The 20,767-nt window shown below is 31.1% G+C and carries 18 protein-coding genes; 6 read left to right on the top strand and 12 right to left on the bottom strand.

The features are described 5' to 3' along the window. The first annotated feature begins 197 nt into the window (after positions 1–197). The gene (locus Q0975_RS19615) at positions 198–668 is read left to right on the top strand and encodes a hypothetical protein (protein WP_299439794.1); all 471 of its coding nucleotides are present in this window, start codon (positions 198–200) and stop codon (positions 666–668) included. 74 nt (positions 669–742) lie between these two features. Here the strand turns inward: Q0975_RS19615 and Q0975_RS19610 are convergent, their stop codons facing one another. Both Q0975_RS19610 and Q0975_RS19605 read right to left on the bottom strand, forming a co-directional pair. Beyond that, the gene (locus Q0975_RS19610; RefSeq protein WP_299439792.1) at positions 743–1,174 is read right to left on the bottom strand and encodes an Hsp20/alpha crystallin family protein; all 432 of its coding nucleotides are present in this window, start codon (positions 1,172–1,174) and stop codon (positions 743–745) included. Positions 1,175–1,394: 220 nt separating this feature from the next. Beyond that, a complete protein-coding gene (locus Q0975_RS19605; protein WP_299439790.1) occupies positions 1,395–1,796 on the bottom strand; it encodes a TerB family tellurite resistance protein in 402 nt (133 codons plus the stop codon). A gap of 109 nt (positions 1,797–1,905) precedes the next feature. Here Q0975_RS19605 and Q0975_RS19600 point away from each other — a divergent pair, with 109 nt between their 5' ends. Next, the gene (locus Q0975_RS19600; protein ID WP_299439788.1) at positions 1,906–2,169 is read left to right on the top strand and encodes a DUF1456 family protein; all 264 of its coding nucleotides are present in this window, start codon (positions 1,906–1,908) and stop codon (positions 2,167–2,169) included. Positions 2,170–2,249: 80 nt separating this feature from the next. Next, positions 2,250–3,857 (top strand): class I SAM-dependent methyltransferase, encoded by a 1,608-nt coding sequence (locus tag Q0975_RS19595; RefSeq protein WP_299439786.1) that lies wholly within the window; start codon positions 2,250–2,252, stop codon positions 3,855–3,857. Between the two features lie 82 nt (positions 3,858–3,939). Here Q0975_RS19595 and Q0975_RS19590 read toward each other — a convergent pair whose 3' ends face one another. Next, positions 3,940–4,254 (bottom strand): hypothetical protein, encoded by a 315-nt coding sequence (locus Q0975_RS19590; RefSeq protein ID WP_299439785.1) that lies wholly within the window; start codon positions 4,252–4,254, stop codon positions 3,940–3,942. A gap of 264 nt (positions 4,255–4,518) precedes the next feature. On the opposite strand from Q0975_RS19590, the gene Q0975_RS19585 reads away from it, so the two are divergent. Next, complete coding sequence (locus Q0975_RS19585) at positions 4,519–7,779, top strand: S41 family peptidase (RefSeq protein WP_299439783.1); 3,261 nt, start codon at positions 4,519–4,521, stop codon at positions 7,777–7,779. A gap of 335 nt (positions 7,780–8,114) precedes the next feature. Here the strand turns inward: Q0975_RS19585 and Q0975_RS19580 are convergent, their stop codons facing one another. From Q0975_RS19580 to Q0975_RS19550, 7 genes are all read right to left on the bottom strand, one after another. Then, positions 8,115–8,627, bottom strand: a complete 513-nt coding sequence (locus tag Q0975_RS19580; protein ID WP_299439781.1) for a PAS domain-containing protein — start codon at positions 8,625–8,627, stop codon at positions 8,115–8,117. A gap of 95 nt (positions 8,628–8,722) precedes the next feature. Further along, positions 8,723–11,194, bottom strand: a complete 2,472-nt coding sequence (locus Q0975_RS19575; RefSeq protein ID WP_299439779.1) for a TonB-dependent receptor — start codon at positions 11,192–11,194, stop codon at positions 8,723–8,725. Then, complete coding sequence (locus Q0975_RS19570) at positions 11,175–12,536, bottom strand: HTTM domain-containing protein (RefSeq protein ID WP_299439777.1); 1,362 nt, start codon at positions 12,534–12,536, stop codon at positions 11,175–11,177. The genes Q0975_RS19575 and Q0975_RS19570 overlap by 20 nt, the downstream gene beginning before the upstream one ends. Positions 12,537–12,552: 16 nt before the next feature. Next, a complete protein-coding gene (locus Q0975_RS19565) occupies positions 12,553–13,656 on the bottom strand; it encodes an imelysin family protein (RefSeq protein WP_299439775.1) in 1,104 nt (367 codons plus the stop codon). Between the two features lie 105 nt (positions 13,657–13,761). Beyond that, positions 13,762–14,991 (bottom strand): DUF4856 domain-containing protein, encoded by a 1,230-nt coding sequence (locus Q0975_RS19560; RefSeq protein WP_299439773.1) that lies wholly within the window; start codon positions 14,989–14,991, stop codon positions 13,762–13,764. Between the two features lie 295 nt (positions 14,992–15,286). Continuing rightward, on the bottom strand, positions 15,287–16,090 hold the full coding sequence (locus Q0975_RS19555) for a hypothetical protein (protein ID WP_299439771.1): 804 nt from the start codon (positions 16,088–16,090) through the stop codon (positions 15,287–15,289). Beyond that, positions 16,090–16,656 (bottom strand): sigma-70 family RNA polymerase sigma factor, encoded by a 567-nt coding sequence (locus tag Q0975_RS19550; protein ID WP_299439769.1) that lies wholly within the window; start codon positions 16,654–16,656, stop codon positions 16,090–16,092. Before Q0975_RS19550 ends, Q0975_RS19555 begins: the two co-directional genes overlap by 1 nt. Before the next feature lie 74 nt (positions 16,657–16,730). Between Q0975_RS19550 and Q0975_RS19545 the strand changes: the two genes are divergently transcribed. Beyond that, positions 16,731–17,162 carry a hypothetical protein gene (locus tag Q0975_RS19545; protein ID WP_299439767.1) on the top strand — a complete coding sequence of 144 codons (432 nt, stop codon included), beginning with the start codon at positions 16,731–16,733 and terminating at the stop codon, positions 17,160–17,162. Between the two features lie 3 nt (positions 17,163–17,165). After that, entirely contained in the window at positions 17,166–19,880 is a 2,715-nt protein-coding gene (locus Q0975_RS19540; protein WP_299439765.1) for a CHAT domain-containing protein, read from the top strand. Between the two features lie 105 nt (positions 19,881–19,985). Here the strand turns inward: Q0975_RS19540 and Q0975_RS19535 are convergent, their stop codons facing one another. Next, positions 19,986–20,231: a hypothetical protein gene (locus tag Q0975_RS19535; RefSeq protein WP_299439763.1), complete on the bottom strand. Its 246-nt coding sequence runs from the start codon at positions 20,229–20,231 to the stop codon at positions 19,986–19,988. Positions 20,232–20,420: 189 nt separating this feature from the next. Beyond that, a complete protein-coding gene (locus Q0975_RS19530; protein ID WP_299439761.1) occupies positions 20,421–20,597 on the bottom strand; it encodes a hypothetical protein in 177 nt (58 codons plus the stop codon). Positions 20,598–20,767: the final 170 nt, after the last annotated feature.

The following is a 20,767-nucleotide window of genomic DNA, read 5'->3' as shown; positions in this document are numbered from 1 at the left end:
CAAATTTATATACAAATAATCGATACAACTTTAAGATTAATTCCTTAAATTCGTGCCATACACAATTCATATAGATCATAATTTAATATAATTTCATTCTTCTGATCTAACTCATATAATTTTATTAGGGCTTAAAACTTATAACAATGCAGGCAAACTGTTTGTGATAATTATAATTAATATAAAGTACGCCTTAAATGAAACTAATTTTATTATCAATATTTACTAGTGTATTTGCCATAGGTACACCAAAAACAAGATCAGAAGGAACCGTTGATGGTATTTTCATTACTTCTACAGATCCTATATCTGGTAGAACACTAATGATAGAAGAAGATGAATATTCTGTATGGGTATATGTATTGAATTCTGATAAGCAGGGAATTGATTTTGATGGATTTCTTTGCTCAGTCGTTGATCCTGAATCCATAAAAATCAGTCCAAAAGAAGCTACAAAAAATGGAAATGCACCTCCTCTAACGACTACTTTTGCAAATAAGTATAGTTACATTAAAAACCTTAAATCAAAGGATATCAAAATATACTGGAAGCAAAATAGAATAGAAATAAAGCTGAAAAAAGAGATGTATCTTATTATGGATTTAGAATCCAAAACCAGTTACTCTAAAGCTCTTTCTAAAGATTGTTATTACGGAAACACATTATAAAAACATAAAAAAACGCCCTTTTAATAAGGGCGTTTTTCGTAACATTAACTAACTAACTCAAATCTCAAATCAACTTATGAAATTTCTATCGATCGCTTAGGTTGTACTTTTGCTTCTTCTTTTTTAGGAAGTTTTACGGATAAAATTCCACTGTTATAAGAAGCTAAAATCTCAACACTATTCACAGTATCTGGTAAGGTAAATGAACGCTTAAACGTACTGTAGCTAAATTCTTTTCTGGTATAATTATCTTTCTCTTCTGAGGCATCATTACTCGTTTCAGAAGAAATAGTTAATACATCGTTATCTAATTCTATTTTAAAATCTTCTTTTACTAATCCTGGTGCTGCAAGTTCGATAACAAAATCATTATCATTTTCTTTTACATTAACGGCAGGAGTATTGAAACCTATTTTATGATCGTTACTGATTCCACCGAACCAATCCGTATTAAAAATATCATCAAAAATAAAAGGTAATCTATCTGTTCTTTTTACTAAACTCATTGTATTATATTTTTAAGTTATTCTATATTTCAAATTCAATGAGTATATAGCAATTAGAGTTCCATTGCTGTTTTTATGTCAAAATGTCACTTTTGCATATTTAAACTATGTCATTTTGTCAATTATTTGTTTTTTTGAATGACAGAAATGCACGAAAAAGTAAAACCTTCAAGCTGCACTTGAAGGTTTGCGTATCGGATATTATAAGTAGATATTTTTACTAGTTATAAAATCTAGTAAAAATTGTAATCAATTCTTTCGGTGGAATTACTTTATTAGGATAGTTATGCATTTCTTTAAGCACAGAATCTATAGCTTCAGATCTTAATCCCATATGCAATCCCATTTCCCTGATTTTATGAATTTCTGATTGTGATGTTTCCTGATCAACATTCATTAGTAAAATCAATCTATGAAATTGTAATATTCTTTGCGACTCTGGTTGTAGATGTTTCTTTTCCGCATTATTTCTTACCAAATGACCAATCTCTTCCTCTGTTATTTCAAGTTGAGAGGCTACAGCCAAAATAAAATTATATTCTTCGTCCTTTATTTTTTTATCAGCCTTTGCAAAATCAATCATTTCTGATAATAAACTTAATTTCTCTTCCTTACTATACATCTTTTTAATATAAAATTTTGAGTATGCAAATATCCTATAAACATATTTGTTATAGAACATAAACGATATTTTTTTCTTTGAACTCATTTAAAAAAGTACCTTTGCTTTTATGGGATTAACGAACAATGATATTTTTAAAAAATTACGAGTAGCACACAAACTGAGAGATGATGATATCGTAAAGATTTGTGCTCTGGTAGATTTTAAGGTGACTAAAAGTGAACTTGGAGCTATTTTCAGAAATGAAAATCATCCTAAATATATGGAGTGTGGTGACCAAATTTTGCGGAACTTTTTAAATGGGCTGGTCATTCACCTAAGAGGTCCTATGCCTAAAAAAGAAGATAAAACTACCGCAAATAAGAAAGCATAGCACACTATCTTCAAAAATAAATCCTTAATTTGGATGAGACTAATCACAGTAAACTCTACAACCAAATCAAATAAGGTTTTATGCTTACAAAACAAGAAAAACAAATATTCCGAGAAGAATTATTTAGGCATTTAGACGGAATCGCTGTAGCGCCAGTTGCTTATTCTATTTTTAAGAACAATATTACTGGTTATCTCCTTACTCATCAAACTGCATCTGTATCTAAAATTGCGGAGCAATTTAATGGAAATTCTGGATATCTTAATGTTGCACTAAGAATGTTATCCTCTCAAGGATGGCTAGATTATAAAATTGAACAAAATTCTGTAAAAGTATCTATAAATGCATATACAAAAACAGCATTCGAACATTTTTACTTATATGAAGGTGTCATAGATCTTCTGGAGTATTCTGGTAAATTCCATCCCAGAAAATTCGAATTGGAACCTTTTCATAAATTAGAAAAGTTAATTACTCAATACCAAAACTCATTCAATCTCACCCTTTCTGAAGATCCATTAATAAGTCGAATACAACAACAAATATTAAAACATATAGAAGGTATTCTCGTTGGGCCAACAATCGTTCATCTTGGAATGGGTGGAATGTTTCATAAATATTTTATGGAAGCATCCTTTAGCGCAGATGAATATCATCGCTTTCCTGCAAGTTTTGATACAATTCTGACCTTTTTAAGCACTTTAGGATGGTTCAGTAAAAACAATGAAAATTATACGTTTACTAATAAAGGACTGTTTTTTGCCAAAAGAGCAACAGCCTATGGAGTAACGGTTTCTTATATCCCCATGTTCAGGCAAATGGACAAACTACTATTTGGAGATCCTAAGGTTTTGTGGAACACAGAACAAAATGTTGATGAGACTCATGTAGACCGTGAAATGAATGTTTGGGGAAGTGGTGGTGCTCACGCCACTTATTTTAAAAAAATAGATGAAATTATTATTAGTTTATTTAACAAACCACTAGAAGAACAACCCAAAGGAATTCTTGATATGGGTTGTGGAAATGGAGCTTTTCTTATTCATCTTTTTGAAATTATAGCATCTAAAACATTAAGAGGAAAACATCTGGATGATCATCCTTTATTTTTAGTTGGAGCGGATTATAATAAAGCCGCTCTTAAAGTCACTAGAGCCAATCTAATTCAGGCAGATATATGGGCCAAAGTAATTTGGGGTGACATTAGCGATCCTGATCTTTTAGAAACAGATTTAAAAGAAAATTATAAGATTGAATTAAAAGACCTCCTATCAGTAAGAACTTTTCTTGATCATAACAGAATCTGGAGCGAACCCACATCACAATTAGATACTCCCAGCAAATCTACAGGTGCATTTGCTTTTAGAGGAAAATTACTGAGTAATGATGACGTAGAACGCAACCTGAAAGATCATTTTAAGAAATGGGAACCGCATATTGCCAAATTTGGATTAATCGTTATTGAATTACATACTATTTCTCCTGATGTTGCCGCTAAAAATATAGGAAACACTGCAGCAACAGCGTATGATGCGACTCATGGATTTTCTGATCAGTATATTTTAGAAATTACTTCTTTTCTTAAGATTATTAAAGAAGTTGGTTTAGAAAGTAACCCAAATTATTTTTCTAGATTTCCTGATTCTGATTTAGCAACGGTAAGTATACACTATATTACAGGAAAATAACCAACATCATTTCACATAAAATAGATTGCATAAAAAATCCCGGGTGATTAATCCGGGATCATACTTTTTAAGAAACTATACTTTACGAGGCCACTACTCTAACCGGCATTGTATAAAACTTAATATCAGCATCTAGCTTCGTTTCGATTTTCTTATAGTTCAATCTGTCTTTGATAAAACCTTTAATTCTATCACTATCAGAATCAACTGAAAGCACAACGATTTCACCTTCATTATTTAAGGTAAACGTAACACTAGCCTCTATTTCATTTTCAACTTCAAATGAAGGCTTTTTTAATAACTCCTTAATTTCTTTTGTGAAATTAGTTTCTGATTTTGTTGGTTTCGTACTTGCACTTGCAATACTACAGATTGCAAATACTGCTGCTAACAGCATAACATTTAATTTTTTCATTCTATTCGTTTTTTATGATTTATACTTATAAGACGAAGAGAAATCACATTTTGTTACAGTAACAAAACATGTTTAACAACAGATTAACAAACTAACAAACAATAGTTTTCGGGTTTTATAATCAATTAAAGACTTAAGGTTTATAAAACTATATTATTTTAAAATATGATTAACAAAATCCAATTCATAAAGACTTAATTTCATCCATTAAATAAAAAACATAAATCTTCATCAATCATACAAGTCATGAAAAATTTAAACTCTACTCTTTATAAGATACTGCTATTAACGGCTTTGTATTCTATCAAATCTTATGCTACAGATCCTAGTGATACCCGAATGCTACATACACCAGCGATCAGCCAATCACATATCGCTTTTGTTTATGCGGAAGATCTTTGGATAGCTAAATCAGATGGGACTCAACCTCGTAGACTTACTATAGATGAAGGAATAGAATCTAACCCTGTTTTTTCTCCCGATGGTAAGCTTATTGCTTTTAATGCAGAATACGACGGAAATGTTGATGTTTTTATTATTCCGGTAGAAGGAGGAATTCCTAAAAGACTTACCTGGCATCCAATGAGAGACACTACATTAGGGTTTTCTCCTGATGGTAATTCTGTACTTTTCAACTCTCAAAGAGCAATTCATACTAACCGATATTCAAAGCTTTATCAAGTTGCTATCAATGGTGGTTTCCCAACCGAACTAGAAATACCGAATGCATGGCATGCTACTTATTCACCAGACGGAAAGCATATGGCTTACACTCCAATAAGAGAACGTTTTCATCAGTGGAAAAACTATCGAGGTGGTACAACAGCAAATATATGGCTGTTTTCTTTTGCAGATAAATCTATTATAAAAATCCCACAACCTAAAGGTGGAAGTAATGATGTACAGCCCATGTGGAAAAATGACACTATATTCTTTTTGAGTGACCGAAATGGAGAATTTAATTTATTTTCTTATCAGATAAACTCGAAAACAATAGAACAACTTACTCAATTTGATAAATTTCCAATTACTAATGCAGATTTAGGGACTGATAAAATAATTTTTGAACAAGCTGGTTACCTCCATACGTATGATATCAGCACAAAAACAAGCACCAAACTAACCATAGGGATAGCCACAGATCTTTTAGAGTTACGTGATAGATATATAAGCGGCTCCGAACATATACGCACTGCTGATATATCTCCCTCGGGAAAAAGGGCTGTTTTTGATTATCGAGGAGAAATTGTAACCGTTCCAGAAAGTAAAGGAGATCCTAGAAATCTAACACAAAGCCCTGGCAGTCATGAAAAATATCCGGCTTGGTCTCCTGATGGAAAAAGTATTGCTTATTTCTCCGATGATTCAGGAGAATATGAGTTATATATTAAATCCCAAGATGGTAAAGGAGATCCTCAAAGATTTAAAATTCCTGGCACTGGTTTTTATGCTTATACCAATTGGTCTCCTGATAGTAAAAAAATAAGCTTTTCGGATAATGGTAGAAATTTATATATTTTAAATATCGCTTCTAAAAAGGTTTCTAAAATTGCCAATGATGAATATTATGTTCCAGGAGCTTTCAGAAATATTTTTGGAGATTGGTCTAAGGATTCTAAATGGATTGTTTATTCGAAAATCATAGATTCTAACTACGAACAAGTATTTTTACATCACATAGAAGAATCCAAATCACATCCTATTAGTGACGGATTAAGTAATGCTACCAATCCTATTTTTGATCCTGGTGGCGATTATATTTACTTCTTTGCTTCTACCGATGCCGGACCGGTTGTTAACTGGTTTGATCAGTCTAATCAAGATATGACATCTAGCAGCTCTATTTATCTAGCTACACTTAGAAAAGATATCATTTCTCCTTTTGCCAAAGAAAGCGATGAAGAAGAAGTTAAAGAAAAAGGTGAATCTTCAGAAGATGAAGACAAAAATGAAGATTCCAAGAAATTACTGCAAATTGATATTGATGGAATACAAAATAGAATCATTGATATCCCTATAAAAGCAGGTAACTATCGTGAATTAAATTCAGGGCAAGCTAATAAAATCTTATACATCTCATCAAACCCTCTAGATCGTTCAATTCCTTCCTCTCTACACGAATACGATCTGAAGGAACGCAAAGACACTAAGGTAATGGAATTGGATAATTATGCTATTTCCTCTAATGGCAAAAAAATGCTCTATCAAAAAAATAATACATGGACAATAACAGAAATAGCTAAAAAGCCAAAAGACGGAAAAGGGACCTTAAAAGTTAACGAAATAGAAGTAAAAATGAGCCCAATAGATGAATGGGAAAACATTTTCGAAGAAGCATGGCGAATCAATCGTGATTATTTTTATGATCCTGGAATGCATGGCTCCGATTGGAAAGGAATGAAAAAGAAATACCAACAGTTTTTACCCCATCTTTCTTGTAGAAATGACCTTAATAGAGTGATACAATGGATGTGTAGTGAATTATCTGTAGGACACCATAGATTACAAGGAGGTGGAGAAAAATTAAATACTCCTGAAAGAATCCCTGGAGGTCTTCTTGGCGCTGATTATGAAATAACAAACAACAGATATCGATTTAAGAAAATCTATGGTGGACTAAATTGGAATCCTGATTTAAGATCTCCACTAACAGAACCTGGAGTATTAATCAATAAAGGAGATTATTTGTTAGCAGTAAATGGAATAAACCTAGAAGGCACTATGAACCTTTTTAGTGTTTTCGAGAATACTGCTGATAAAATCACCGAAATTACCGTAAGCTCTAATGGCACCTACAAAGATTCTAGAATTGTAAAAGTGACACCTATATCAAGTGAATATCGATTACGTAATCGTGATTGGGTTGAAGGAAACCTTAAAAAAGTACATGAAGCTACCAATGGAGAAGTTGCTTATGTATATGTTCCTAATACTGCTGGTGCCGGTCATGAATATTTTAAAAGATATTTCTTTCCTCAAGCTAATAAAAAAGCCATTATTATTGATGAGCGTTTTAATGGTGGTGGTCAAATAGCGGATTATTACATCAACTTATTATTAAATCCTTATCAGTCTCATTGGAATTTCAGGTATGGAAAAGATCTAAAAACACCAAGTGCTTCTATTCAGGGACCAAAAGTAATGATCATTGATGAAACTGCTGGATCTGGTGGAGATATGCTACCATGGATGTTTAGAAAATTTAAAGTAGGACAAATGGTAGGTAAACGAACCTGGGGCGGTTTAGTTGGAGTTTTAGGATTTCCAGAATTTATTGATGGCGCTAGTGTTACAGCACCAAATGTAGCAATTTGGACAGAAGATGGTTTCATTGTAGAAAATGTTGGTGTTGCACCAGATATAGAGGTAGAGCAATTACCATCTGAAGTAATTAAAGGAAAGGATCCTCAATTAGAAAAAGCTATAGAAATAGCCTTAAAAGAACTGAAAAAAAATCCACCAAAAGAGCGTAAAAGACCTCAATATCCTAAAAGAGCTCGTAATTAAATATAATCTAGCTATGTATTAGGTCATACTAAAATGAACCATAGTAGCAGACTACAAAACAAAACGTTACATATCCTGAAAAGAAACGTATAAAAAAAATATGTTGGGAATAGTTTTTTTTAAATATTTAAAATTCCATTCTCAACATTTTCTTTATGAAATAAAAATGCTTATAACAGATAAATTACTAACCCAGAATTATTAACTGAATAAATAACCAAACGATATAACAGTATCAAATAACAACTATTTTATTTACAAAAGTCAGAGTAACACAACTGATAAAAAGCACTTATTTCGAAATGAGTTAGAAAAGTTAGGCCTCGACAAGTATACTAAGCAGCTTGCTCGAATGCTATATAATTAATAAGCTTCCCTCTTTTATTAAGAACTGGAAAACCTTTAATATGGCACAAATAAGTAGAGTTATCCTTTTTATAATTAACAATAGAAACCTCAAATGGTTCTTGCCTATTCACTGCTTCTCTGATAGTTTGGGAAGTACTTTGATCCGTTTCTTTTCCTTGAAACATTTTAGGAGAGTTACCGATTACTTCATCAGGAGAATAACCGCTCATTTTTTCTATATTACGAGTAGCAAATACTATTTTAAGATCGGTATTAGTTATAACAATGACTGATTTCTTATGAACTAATTCATTATGGTAAACATCTTCAAAATCCCACTTTTTAGTAATTTTACTTAATGAATCAAGATCATTTTTAAAATTATTCAAAAGCCAATTATGTTCTCCATAAAATTCCCAGGACGATAATGGTAAAACAAGTGCTGGTGTAGCATTATAATATTCTGCCATCATAGTATCATACCCTTCAAACTCTTTCATAATGTGTGTTTTTAACAAATCTATAGATTTAAACTAAAACTACAGATTGAACAAAAGTTAATTATACAAGTAAACAAAAGTTAAATCTTATTAAATCACCACTTAAATTGTAATGTTGTATACCAAGTCAATGGATCAGAAGGAATGATCCCTGGTCCAGGATACCCTGTTGCTCTTTGGGTAAAATAACTCTCATCTAAAAGATTATTTATTCCAGTTTCTAACTTAAACTTTTTGTAAGTATAAGAGAGAGAGAGATCTAATACTGAATATGAAGGTATTTCACCTATAATACCATTTCTACTATCTCCATCTAAAGCAACGGAGGCATTTGAAACATCTGTAAATTGTTCAGAAAGATATGTATACTGGATATTTGCTAAGAAGTTCTTATAACCAAATTTCAATCCCGCTTTTAGATTAATCTCTGGTATAAATTCTACCTTATTACCCTCTACACCCGAAATATCTGACGAAGTATACTCTGAAGCTGTAAAAGAAGTATTTGCAAATACATTTAATCTGTAATCATTGTTATCTTCAGCAAAAGTATTCCAGATATTCCAATCTATAAAACTTTCAACACCATATATAAAAGCATCTCCAATATTCCCTCTTACCCGCTCTGCTCTATTATTAAACACAATTCCTATCCGTTCATCATATGCCAATCCAAAAACACTAATATCATAAGACAACATATTGTTTAACCTACCTCGTATTCCGATATCAGCAGTAAATCCTTCTTCATCACTTATTTCAGGATCAACCCTAAATGTTGGACTTACTACTCTAATATCACTAAAAGTTATAGATCTATAATTCTGCGAAACATTCGCATACGCTTCTAAAGAGTTACTAATTTTATAACTCGACCCTATTCCAAATAGGAAAAAAGATCGATCTAATTCTCTATTATCAGTTTCCAAATTATTAGCAATAGGATTCCCTGCATTATCAAAAACTACATCATTAAAAATTCCTTCGCTTTCTGTTTTAATGTACTCGAATCGAAATCCAGGAGTAACCGAAAACTTATCAGATAATTTAAATATGTTCTCTCCAAAAACAGCTAGGTTAACATTAGGAAAATCAAAAGAAGATTGATTTGGATAATCGGGAAAAGCTTCATCTTGAAAATTAAAATCTGGTCCTGATCCTATGCCTCCTGACCCTTGTCTTGAATCATTAGAAGCCTTATAATACTTTGAACCAATAAGAAACACAGACTCTTCGTCCCATAATTGATATCTAGTAAGTAATCTTGCTTCTGCACCCCAATTTCTAAAATTATCAACAATAAGATCCCTTGAGTTTACAAAATTACCAGATCCATCAACTTCATCTACATCTGTAATAGGATTAGTATTTAGACTACCTGGAATCCCTCTAAAACCAACAGCTGATCTCGAAGCATCTAATCCAAACAAATTAAAACTAAAATCTGTCTTGTCAGAAAATTCATGTTCAAGTTTCAAGGAAAATAATTTCCAGTTTACATCAAACCAATTTCTAGTTCTATTACTAAATGTAGGATCTATATTAAATTGTGTATCTGTTAAACCTCCTGGTTGTTTTGCCAAATAATCTAAATATGTAAATTCTCCGATCAGCTTTGTTCTATCAGACAACTGATATCCTAAATGAAAATAGGCATTCTTAGAATCAAACTTAGAATTTGCTCTAAACCCATCCCCCTTTTTATAATTGAAATAGGTATAATAACTTACCTTACCAATAGTGCCTCCTAAACTATTGAAGCTCGTAAAAAGATTATAGGAACCTAATGTTTGACGAGAAACCAATTCAATTTTTTTATTTGGATTTGGCCTCTTCATTTTAAAGTTTAACAACCCGCCGAATTGTGTTCCATATTGCAAAGAAGCGGCTCCACGCACTACTTGTATTTCTTCAATAGCTTCTGCAGGTGGGGTATAATAACTCTCAGGATATCCTAGTACATCTGCACTAATATCATAACCATTCTGACGAGTATTGAAATTTGCTGTACGATTCGGATCCAATCCTCTCCCTCCAATATTAAGCTGCAATCCGCCGGTACTATTTTCATAAATATTTAAACCCGCTACTTGCGCATAAATTTGTCGCGCATTATTAGAAGCTAGATTACCTTGCACATTACTTAGCAATACCACCTCACTTTTCTTTCCTGCATAAATAGCTGTTCCTTCAACTTCCTTTAATTGTTTAAGTCCAAAAACTTTTTCTCTTCGTTGAGTTATAACTACTTCAGAAAGTTCCTCTCCCAAAGGATTCAAAGTCAAATTAATTTCGGTATTCTTACTAATTGCTACTTGCTGTTCTAAAATCTCATAATCAAAACTAAATACAGCAATTAAACACTTCCCCTCCTCAACATCAGTAAGCTCAAAACTACCATCACTTCCAGTAATTACTTGTTGTCCCGTACTCCTATTATACACTTCTGCTCCAGAAACCGGTTGATTATTTTGGTTTTTTACAATACCTATAACATTATACTGCGCCGAAACGATTGCAGTTACTAATAAAAAAAAGATAACTACTTTACAATCCCTTAATCTCATCCTTAAATGGAATAATCCACGTTTTATGTTTAAATGATTCTTTTTGTTTTCCCAGATCCACATTAGGATCAATATACTGAGTACTTAATCTACCGTTAAGCGCTACATGACTTTCTACAAACACTTGTACATTTTGATGCCCCTGTTTTTCGAAATGTGCTTGAAGATAATGTGCGTATTCTAATATAAAATCAGGCTGTGTTGCCATCTGTTTTTGCTGAAACGGACTTAAGAAATCGTCATTATCTACGTAAAATCTTTTCCCAGTTTCTTTATCTACGATCTTAAAATTAGCATACCCTGCTTTTTCCATTAACATCACTCTCCAAGAAAATCGATATCCTTCTTCTGTCCAAAATAATTCTCCAGGATATAACACATATCTAAACGGTAAAAGCAACTGGATCACAAAAAACAACACCAATACTGGTGCAATAATTTTGGTCTTACTTGGGAGAAAATTTAAAGTTTTTCCTGTATCAAAATTTGCTTTTGCTATTCTAAATATTTTAGAGAAAAACTGTAATATCCTATGATGAATACTGCTGTCAAAAAATATCATTGCACTGACAATCATGATGTAAGGAAACATGCCTATTGGAAAAAGCACTCTAGTTAAAACATGAAAAATTACCACCATCACAAAGGCAAAAATTCTTGTCTTTCTATATATCAATAAAAATGGAATCGCTAGATCGTATATCACTCCTGTATAACTAAACACATAATGTACCCATTCCTGCTGCATTATGTCTCCTATTATGGGCGTATCATATTTAGAAGGTAGCCAAATTTTAAGAGGCATTGCTTTTTGTAACCAATCAGAGTTGAGTTTTGCCAAACCTGCATAGAAATAAACGATCCCTAATAATAATTTGACCGCATCAATCGACCAAGCTGGAATCTTCTGAAAAGAAGTTCCTTTTAATTTAGCATCTAATGAATAGTAGGCATTTGCCGGTAAAAAAATAAGTAAAAAACTAAGGACACTAATAAAATAGTAATGATTAAGATAGGTAGTCTTATCCATCAATTCTATATAAGTAAAACTTAGAAAAAATGTTACAATCGCTATTCTATACTTATATCCTATCGTAATGAATATGGTCGAAATACCACATAAAGCAAAAATAAAATATGTATAATTTCCTAATGGTTTAATAAATTCTAAACCATAATAAGAGAAGAAAAAAGAAGGCTTAACATATAATTTATCTATCCATCCATAACTCCAAAAACGAATAATACTGATCAACATCATTAATCCAAAAAAAATACGAAAGACTGCAAGTGGTGCAGCCTCAGTATTTTTTTTAAGATATTCGTTTAAACGATAATTCATATGATGCTAAAACAAATTAATCTCCATCTGCATCAATAAAATCAACAATAACTGATATTGCCGAAAGCATATCTACTTTAAGGAAAACTACATTTTTTTGAAGTTCGTTATATGTTTCAAGCATTAAATCGTTGTTCGTACGAACCTGTTCTGAAAAATCATTATTCAATCCCAAAGCTGTAGTTCTAGATAAATTAAACTGATCATTAATCATTACTGCCAGCTCTTTTTTATCTCTATTATCAAGATATGTCTTTAAGCTTTCGCCATTGAAGCTACTATTAAAATGTTTACCATTAAAAAAATCTTGTAATGCATTAAGATTAGCATTAAAGAGTGTTTTTGACAAATCCCCTTTATACAATGCTTCCACTCTATCCTCTAGAGGAGTTCCAGAAAACACACCAGCGGGAATACCAATTTTACCAGCACGTAAATGTTTCTCGTAATGAAATATAAAATCGTTTACTAACTTATCCACTGAGCTTGTTGCAGAAGAACCACTATTATTTACAAAAGTATCTCTATAGGTTCCTGTCCAATCATTTAGAACCTGAGTTGTTAATCCATCCATTCTATCTACAACATCTGTAAGGTAATTTTCATAAGTACTTCCACTAGTGGCATCTGTATAAAAACCAAGAATCGTAGCATCCGTATCAGACAAACCGTTAAGTAAATAATCTAATGCTCCAAATCCTTGTTCATCTTGCAGCGATACAGAAGTTAAATCATAAGTACCTGAAGAAATATTAGTTTCTATATTAGTGATATCAACCGGATATACATTTAAAAAATCTCTGTATAATAAATCCTCTGCTTTACCTATCTCAAACATACTAACAGATTGCCAAGAGATATAAGCCGTTGACCAAGCTTGTCTTAAAGAAACCAGATTAGCCTCATCCGTAGTAGTTACAAAATCCGAAGTTGCTATTTTTAATGCAGCCATATCTGTAGAAAAATTTTGATATGCCGGAATAATAATATTATCTGCTATATTTTCTAACATAGCTTTTCTATTAAAATCATCCGTTGTTCCAGCGCCATCATCACTAGATGAACATGCAGCTACAATAAGAACCAAAACAACCACTATTAAAAATCGAAACTTCACCATCTTATTTTTATTTATTCTTAATAAATTTTTGCAAATGTAAAAAAAGAGGTCGAAATGATATAACTTCCTACCTCTTTTTTTATCATTTTATACTTTGTTTATTTTTTAGCTTCCAGCTTGAGCTACTGTAAAATCAAATTTAGATGCAATTGTTTCTGATAATGTTTCTAATGTTGCTGGAGTCACATCCCAAAATCCGTTTGTACCTCCCATTAGGTCATCTATCAAATCCTGTACTTCAGTTCTTGTGAAATACGGTGTATTACTATCAGGTCTTCTTGTAAATTGTAAACTGTAAATAAACCCATATCCTTCAGAAAGATCATGGAATGCACTTGCATAATCAATTGTAGAAGCTTCTAAAGCTGTTTTACCTTGTTGCAAATAGTACACTGCTCTAATTGCAATGATTTGTGAAATTTTTTCTCTAATAATAGTTGCTTGCTGATCACGAACGGTATAATTCTTAGCTACAATAGCAGCTCTACCTAATTTGAATGCATTGTAAATATCATTTGCTATTCCTTCAAAATCAGTATCTCCTTCTACTCTACCAATATATTTATTAAGGAAACTATCATCTGCTCCTATAGTAGCGTTAGGATTTGCAGGATCTACAGAAGCTCCATATAAGTATCCATAAGCTTCATCCCATTTATGTTCCATCGTAGTATAAGGTTTCCCATCCGCTACAACTTCATTATCATTGTTTACTATATTATCTGCTTCATCAAGAACAGCAGTTCCCAAATAATTATTTAATGCCTGATCAGTCATTAATCCTCCGATCAAACTTTTTGCAAAGGCTTGATTTAATTCTAAACCTTTAGCATTTACATATCTGTTAGAACCATTTGCTCCTCCTTCTTGTATAACTCCAGGAGTACCTGCAGTAGCAGTTATCTCCCAATTAGGAAAAACGTCATCAACTTGACTTTTAATCCAACCATCAAAATCAGCTTTGATTGCCGCAGCATTTACTGTATTTGCAGAAAAATAATCTACGCTTGCCGCTGTTTTACTTCGTACACTTTTATCAGAAGAATTCAAATCCGCATCATCAAAATCATTAGCATTTTCCTGATGATCGAACATCGCATCTATAATTGTTTCTGTACTTGCATTATCTTTAAATTCATTAACAATAGCTTCTGCCATGGCTATTCTAGTAGTTTGCCCGCTGAAACTAACTGTACTTTCTCCTTCTCGTTCAAATACATATGTTGCAGGAGCTTCTACCTGAACTACCGTTATTGCATCATCATCTGAAGAACATGAACCTAAAATAACCGTGCCAGATATACATACAATTTTGAATAGACTTTTGATTTTCATTGCTTTTTATTTAGACTTATTACAAATAGTTAATTAATAGCTGCAAATATATTTAACCAAATGTATTTAGCAAATTTTTATTTATATTAAATCTAAATAAATTTAAAATTTTAACAATTGAAGAAAAAAAAGGAGTGATTTCAAACATTCATGAACGGCCTTGACCTATTACTAAAGCAAGCTATTACAATATTTAGAATAAGAATATTATTTCTGTTGTGAATACTTTTTTCTACAAGGATATACCTGTTTGATTACTATGGCAATCATAACGATATCGTTTATAAAGCAAAAATTATAACTTCTCCAAGAGCTTCTTAGCTTCTAAGTACTTATAATTATTTTCATTTTCGAGCAGGACATTTAGTGTTTTTTTTGCTTCTGATTTCTTTTCAAATTTTAAATACACTAATGCCTTATACCATAAAGATCTTGAACGATCTATACTATTAGAGTTTTCCAAAATAGTTAACTGCTCTATAGCTTTTTTTAGATCATTTTTTTCAGCATAAATAAGACTTGTATATATAAAAACAAGAGGATCCAAATCTTTATCACTAACTAATATATATTCCTCAAAATTAGATAAAGCAGCATCAAAATTAGTCGCTCTGAAATTAGATTTTGCCGTCGATAATAATGATGTCTTTCCTGATCTACTGGTAAAGGATGGTAATTCTTCTACCTTATAATACTCTGCAAATAGGTCCTTTTCCGATCCATCTATAAATAAAAAACCAAAAATCAATAAAACCATAGCAGCTGTAGAAATTGCAACGTATAAAAAACGCTTACTACTTGATTTATTATTTTTTGGGCGCTGCTCCTGTTCAGCTCGAGCATTCAATAAATTTTCTTTTATTTTCTTTCCTGTGTCACTTTTTATATAGGTATCTAACTTCTTTTTGTAATCTGTATTATAAAATGAATCATCTTCGTATGCAGTATCAGAAAGATGAAAATTGATAGCTTTATACAATGTTACCTCTTCTTTTAGGATAGTATTTGTATCTATTTCTTTTTGAAATTGTATCATCTCTTCTTTTGGCATATGCCCGCTGAAATATTTTTCAATTTTCATATACATTTCTTCTTCCATCACTTCTTCAGTTTTTCATAACTACTATCACTTTTTATCAAATCTGCTAATTGCTTCTTACATCTAAAGATACGTTGAAACGCCACATTATCTGATGAGTAATTAAATTTTGCAACAATCTCCGTGTATGATATTTTTTTAAAATATGCTTTTAACAATTCTCTACAATTAGGAGACAATAATTCTATTTTTTTTTCAAACAAGTCCCACCTTTCTTGTGCAATGATGGCTTCACTGTGATCATACTCTTCTTCTTTAAGTGTCATGAACGCATCTTTTCTTACCCATCTTTTTTGATTATTTAGCTCTTTTCTCCATATATTTCGACACATAGTAAATAAATATGCTTCGAAAGAAGAGTTTATTTCTATAGTATCAACTTTTAAACGTATCGTTAATTGAAATAATGCATTATGAAAAACTTCTTCTACGTCATGATGTTTCCCCTTATTTTTAAAAATAAAATCCCGTACTTTTGGGAAAACCGTGGTATATAATGCTTTAATGATTTTAGTATCACCATTGCGCAATCCTTCGAGATATTCTAAATCTTTTTGTTTACTCATTAATATCTAGGGTAAGATTATGGACCATAAAGAACATTAAGGCAAAATAACATATTAATATCACATTTGTAATTATGAAAACAGAAAAAATAATTCTATTTGTATTTAGTTTATTTGTAATTGGATGCTCTACTGATGAACTAGAAAAATCATTAATATTAGAGAAAGACCTTAATACCAATGAAAATTTAAGTAAAGGAATAGTAGTACGCGGTAACAATTCATCTAATTGTACAGAAACAAACCAGATTATTAAGATAATTTGGAAGTTACCAATAACAGATTCAGAAAAAAACGATGTTAGAATTTTCTTTGAACAAGATTATGGTAAGCATCCTCTAGTTGCCATTGATCCTAATGGCATAAATGAGACTTGGACATTTAATTTAAGTATAATACCTCTTGAACCTATATTAAACGATTCTGGTATAAACGATTGCCCACGTGCTAATGATGTTGTAAAAGCTGCAGTCACAGAGCATGAAGAAATTGAGTTAGACGATTAACACATGAGACTCTATTTTGCTTTTATATTTATTACTAGTATCATTATAGCTCAGGAAGAAAGTTATAATAATATTCATAGTCTAACCATTAACGATAGTATAAAATCATTAAAGATAGATTCTTTATTATGCAAGCGTATCAATGATCAAGAATACTTAGCTACTGATATTATTGGTAACAAATATGCTAATTGGCATTTTAGAAAAAAAAGGGTTTCCAAGGCTATTGAAGCCCTTTTAATTTCAATCACATATAATCAGAGAGGTGACACCTCTTTACAACAAAAGTATCATAAACTAGGGCAATTTTATAATGCAATAAAAATCCGCGATAAAAGTATTGAAGCATACAAAGAGGCTATCAGTATAAACGCCAATCCGATTAGAACAGCCAGAGTATATTCTTTACTGGGATTCTCATATTATGAAAATGGGGATTATTACAATTCTCAACAATATTTTGAAGTTGCTGAAAAAAAATTTAGAGAAGAAAAAGATGTACAACGTTTGATAATAAATCATATCAACTCTTCTAACACCTACTCAAGAATTAATACGCAAAAAGCTAGTAATAAGTTAATCAAAAACTTACTTGAAGCAGATTCTCTTACAAAATCAATAAATGTACCTACAACAAGAACGCTAAAAATAAAAAAAGCACTTTTATCTTATTATGTTGATTACAAAACCAGAGATATTAAATCTGGAGAAAAATATGGATCCGAGGCGCTAGTAATAGCTAACCAATTACAAGATTCTTTAGGAATATCCGAAACATATAATTTATTAGGAAACTTATATGATCACTCTAATCCTACAAATACAATACAATACAATAAAAAAGCTTTACGATTTAATACTCAATCTGAATATATTCAATCTATATCATACGCTAGTTTAGGGCTTAGTAATAGTAAGTTAAAAAATTATGATCAGAGTATTTCTCACTTCCATAAGTCATTAGCTTTATTGACAGGGTTTGATTTTAGATCTAAAGCTCCTGAAATAATCGAAAAAACATTAAACACGTACTTTGATAATGATAATCTATGGGTAATAATTAATAACCTAGCAGAAGCCTATTTACTACAATATGAGAACACTAACAATCCCATTTCACTGGAGAAATCTATTCATTTTTTCCTAATTGCCGATACTATAATTGACCTTTATAATAAGAATACAGATGAAACACAAACAAAACTTATATGGCGTCGTAAAGCAACAGAACTTTATGGTAGAGCGTTAAAAGCGGCATTTTTATCTAAAAGAATTGATGTTGGTCATTTCCTTCAGGAGAAAAATAAAGCATTATTACTCTATGAAGAAAACAGCAAACAACAACAATTACAAAACATCAAATTAAGCAGAGATATTTTACATCGTAAACTTCAACTTCAAAAAATAATTATAGAACTAGAACGAACTAATTCATCTACTAATAATATTTCGGAATCTTTATTAAAAAATAAACAAGCACTTAATCAGCTTTTGGATAGTATTCAAAAAATATATCCAGGCTATAATAATATAAAAAAAACATATATTCCTAAATCAATTAATGAAATCCAAGCTTCTTTAGATACTAATGAAATTATATTAGAATATCATGTAAATATAGATGAAGGTTATGGGGTCTACCCAAATAAGAACAAGGTGTATCTTATTTGTATTAGTAGAGAAAAAGCATATTTTTTTGAAATAAATGATGTTAAAAAACTAATTAAACAACTTTATCAAAAGCAATTAAAACCATTCAGAACAGATAACGATATTTTAGATTATCATAGTTTATCTCTAAAAGCGTATGATAAACTATTTCCTATTGAAATAAGAGAAGTTATTGCGAATAAAAACCTTACTATAATTCCTGATAATTATTTAAGTAAAATTCCTTTCGAAAGTTTAATTGTATCAAAAACAAAGCAAAGAGATTATCTTATCAATTACCATCAAATAAGCTATAAGTATAGTAACACATTTCATGATCAAAACAAAAATAACATAGTACTATCCAATCAAAACTTTGCTGCTTTTGCACCTGTATACTTTAATGATCCTGAATTAGATGAGTTAACGGAAAGTATGGCGGAGGTTGATATTTTAAAACAATATTTTAAGGGTCAAATATTTTTAGAAGAAAAAGCGACCAAAAAATCTTTTACTGATATACTAGGGAACGCTAATATCATTCATTTAGCAACTCATGCTGATGCTAATGATTCTATAGCACCGTGGATTGCTTTTAGTAAGCAAAAAATGTATTTAGATGAACTAAGTCTATCTCCAAACAATGCTTCCTTGGTGGTTTTAAGTGCCTGTAAAACAACAGATGGAAAAATAGAAACTGGAGAAGGAGTTATGAGTTTAGCTAGAGGTTTCTTTTATGGAGGAGCACAAAGTACTGTTTCTTCTTTATGGAATGTTGATGATAAATCTTCACAACTTATATTACGAGATTTTTACAAAAACCTAGATCTAGGAATTTCTAAATCACAGTCACTGCATACTGCTAAAATTAACTATTTAAAAAATCATGTTGGATCAGAAGCATCTCCTTATTATTGGGCTTCTCTTATTCTTATAGGTGATACAAGTCCATTGCCAAAGAATAATTGGGCTACTCCATTTTTGATAATAAGTATATTATCAGCTGTTATACTGATCATCTTAATCATTTTTTTGCTACGAACGCATATTCATAAAAAGAATGCATAAATTAAAGAGAGCAAGTAAAAATCACCTGCTCTCTATTTATAGTAATCTATCTTTCCCTTCTTAAAACTTAATCTAATTCAGGTTATAAAATATTTGATAAATTATTTAACCTATTACACCAAAACCACTTACTCTACATTCGTATGTTCCAGAAACGGCATTATTATCGGCACAAGGAGCGCAAGTGTTTCCTGGATTTGTACACACGTTCAAACAAGATGTTAATGAATTAAAATCACAACTAGAGGCAATTGGTAGGCCTCCAATATTAAATCCTCCTCCATTAATTACTTTTTGTTCACTTCTATTTAATCTCTGAACTCGGTTTAACTTCAAAATACTTTTTAACATGATTGTGGAAATTTAAAAAATTAATATTTATAGAAATTTTATAGGCATGCACTATGTATACCTAAGAATATTTTGATCTATTTATATCCTGATCTATTCAAATTACTGTAAGCTACTATTACTTTAATTCTTAATTAAGGGTGATTAAAGAAAAATAAAAAGCGGGCATAAAGCCCGCTTTATCTGAAATTATAAATGACAAGGGCCACATACTATATCACCACCAGGATTAACTCCAATTACACATTCTCTAGAACCAGGACATCGAGATTCTCCTAAACCAATACCAAAACCACCACTAATTACTTTTTGCTCAGCTTTATTTAATTCTTGAGCCCCGTTTAATTTTAAAATGTTTTTAATCATAATTGTAAAAATTTAAAAAAGTTTACTTTTGCTGCGATCATTTATGGACACTCACAGTTTGTGTCTATTCTTGCAAGAATATTTGTAATTGTATCATCAATACACCTTCATTATATTTTTAGAAGAAACAACAAATCAATAATTATCATTTTTCAGTATAATAATCCATT

The sequence above is a fragment of the uncultured Aquimarina sp. genome (genome assembly GCF_947500065.1).
GTDB lineage: Bacteria > Bacteroidota > Bacteroidia > Flavobacteriales > Flavobacteriaceae > Aquimarina.
This window is presented reverse-complemented; position numbering and strand designations above follow the sequence as displayed.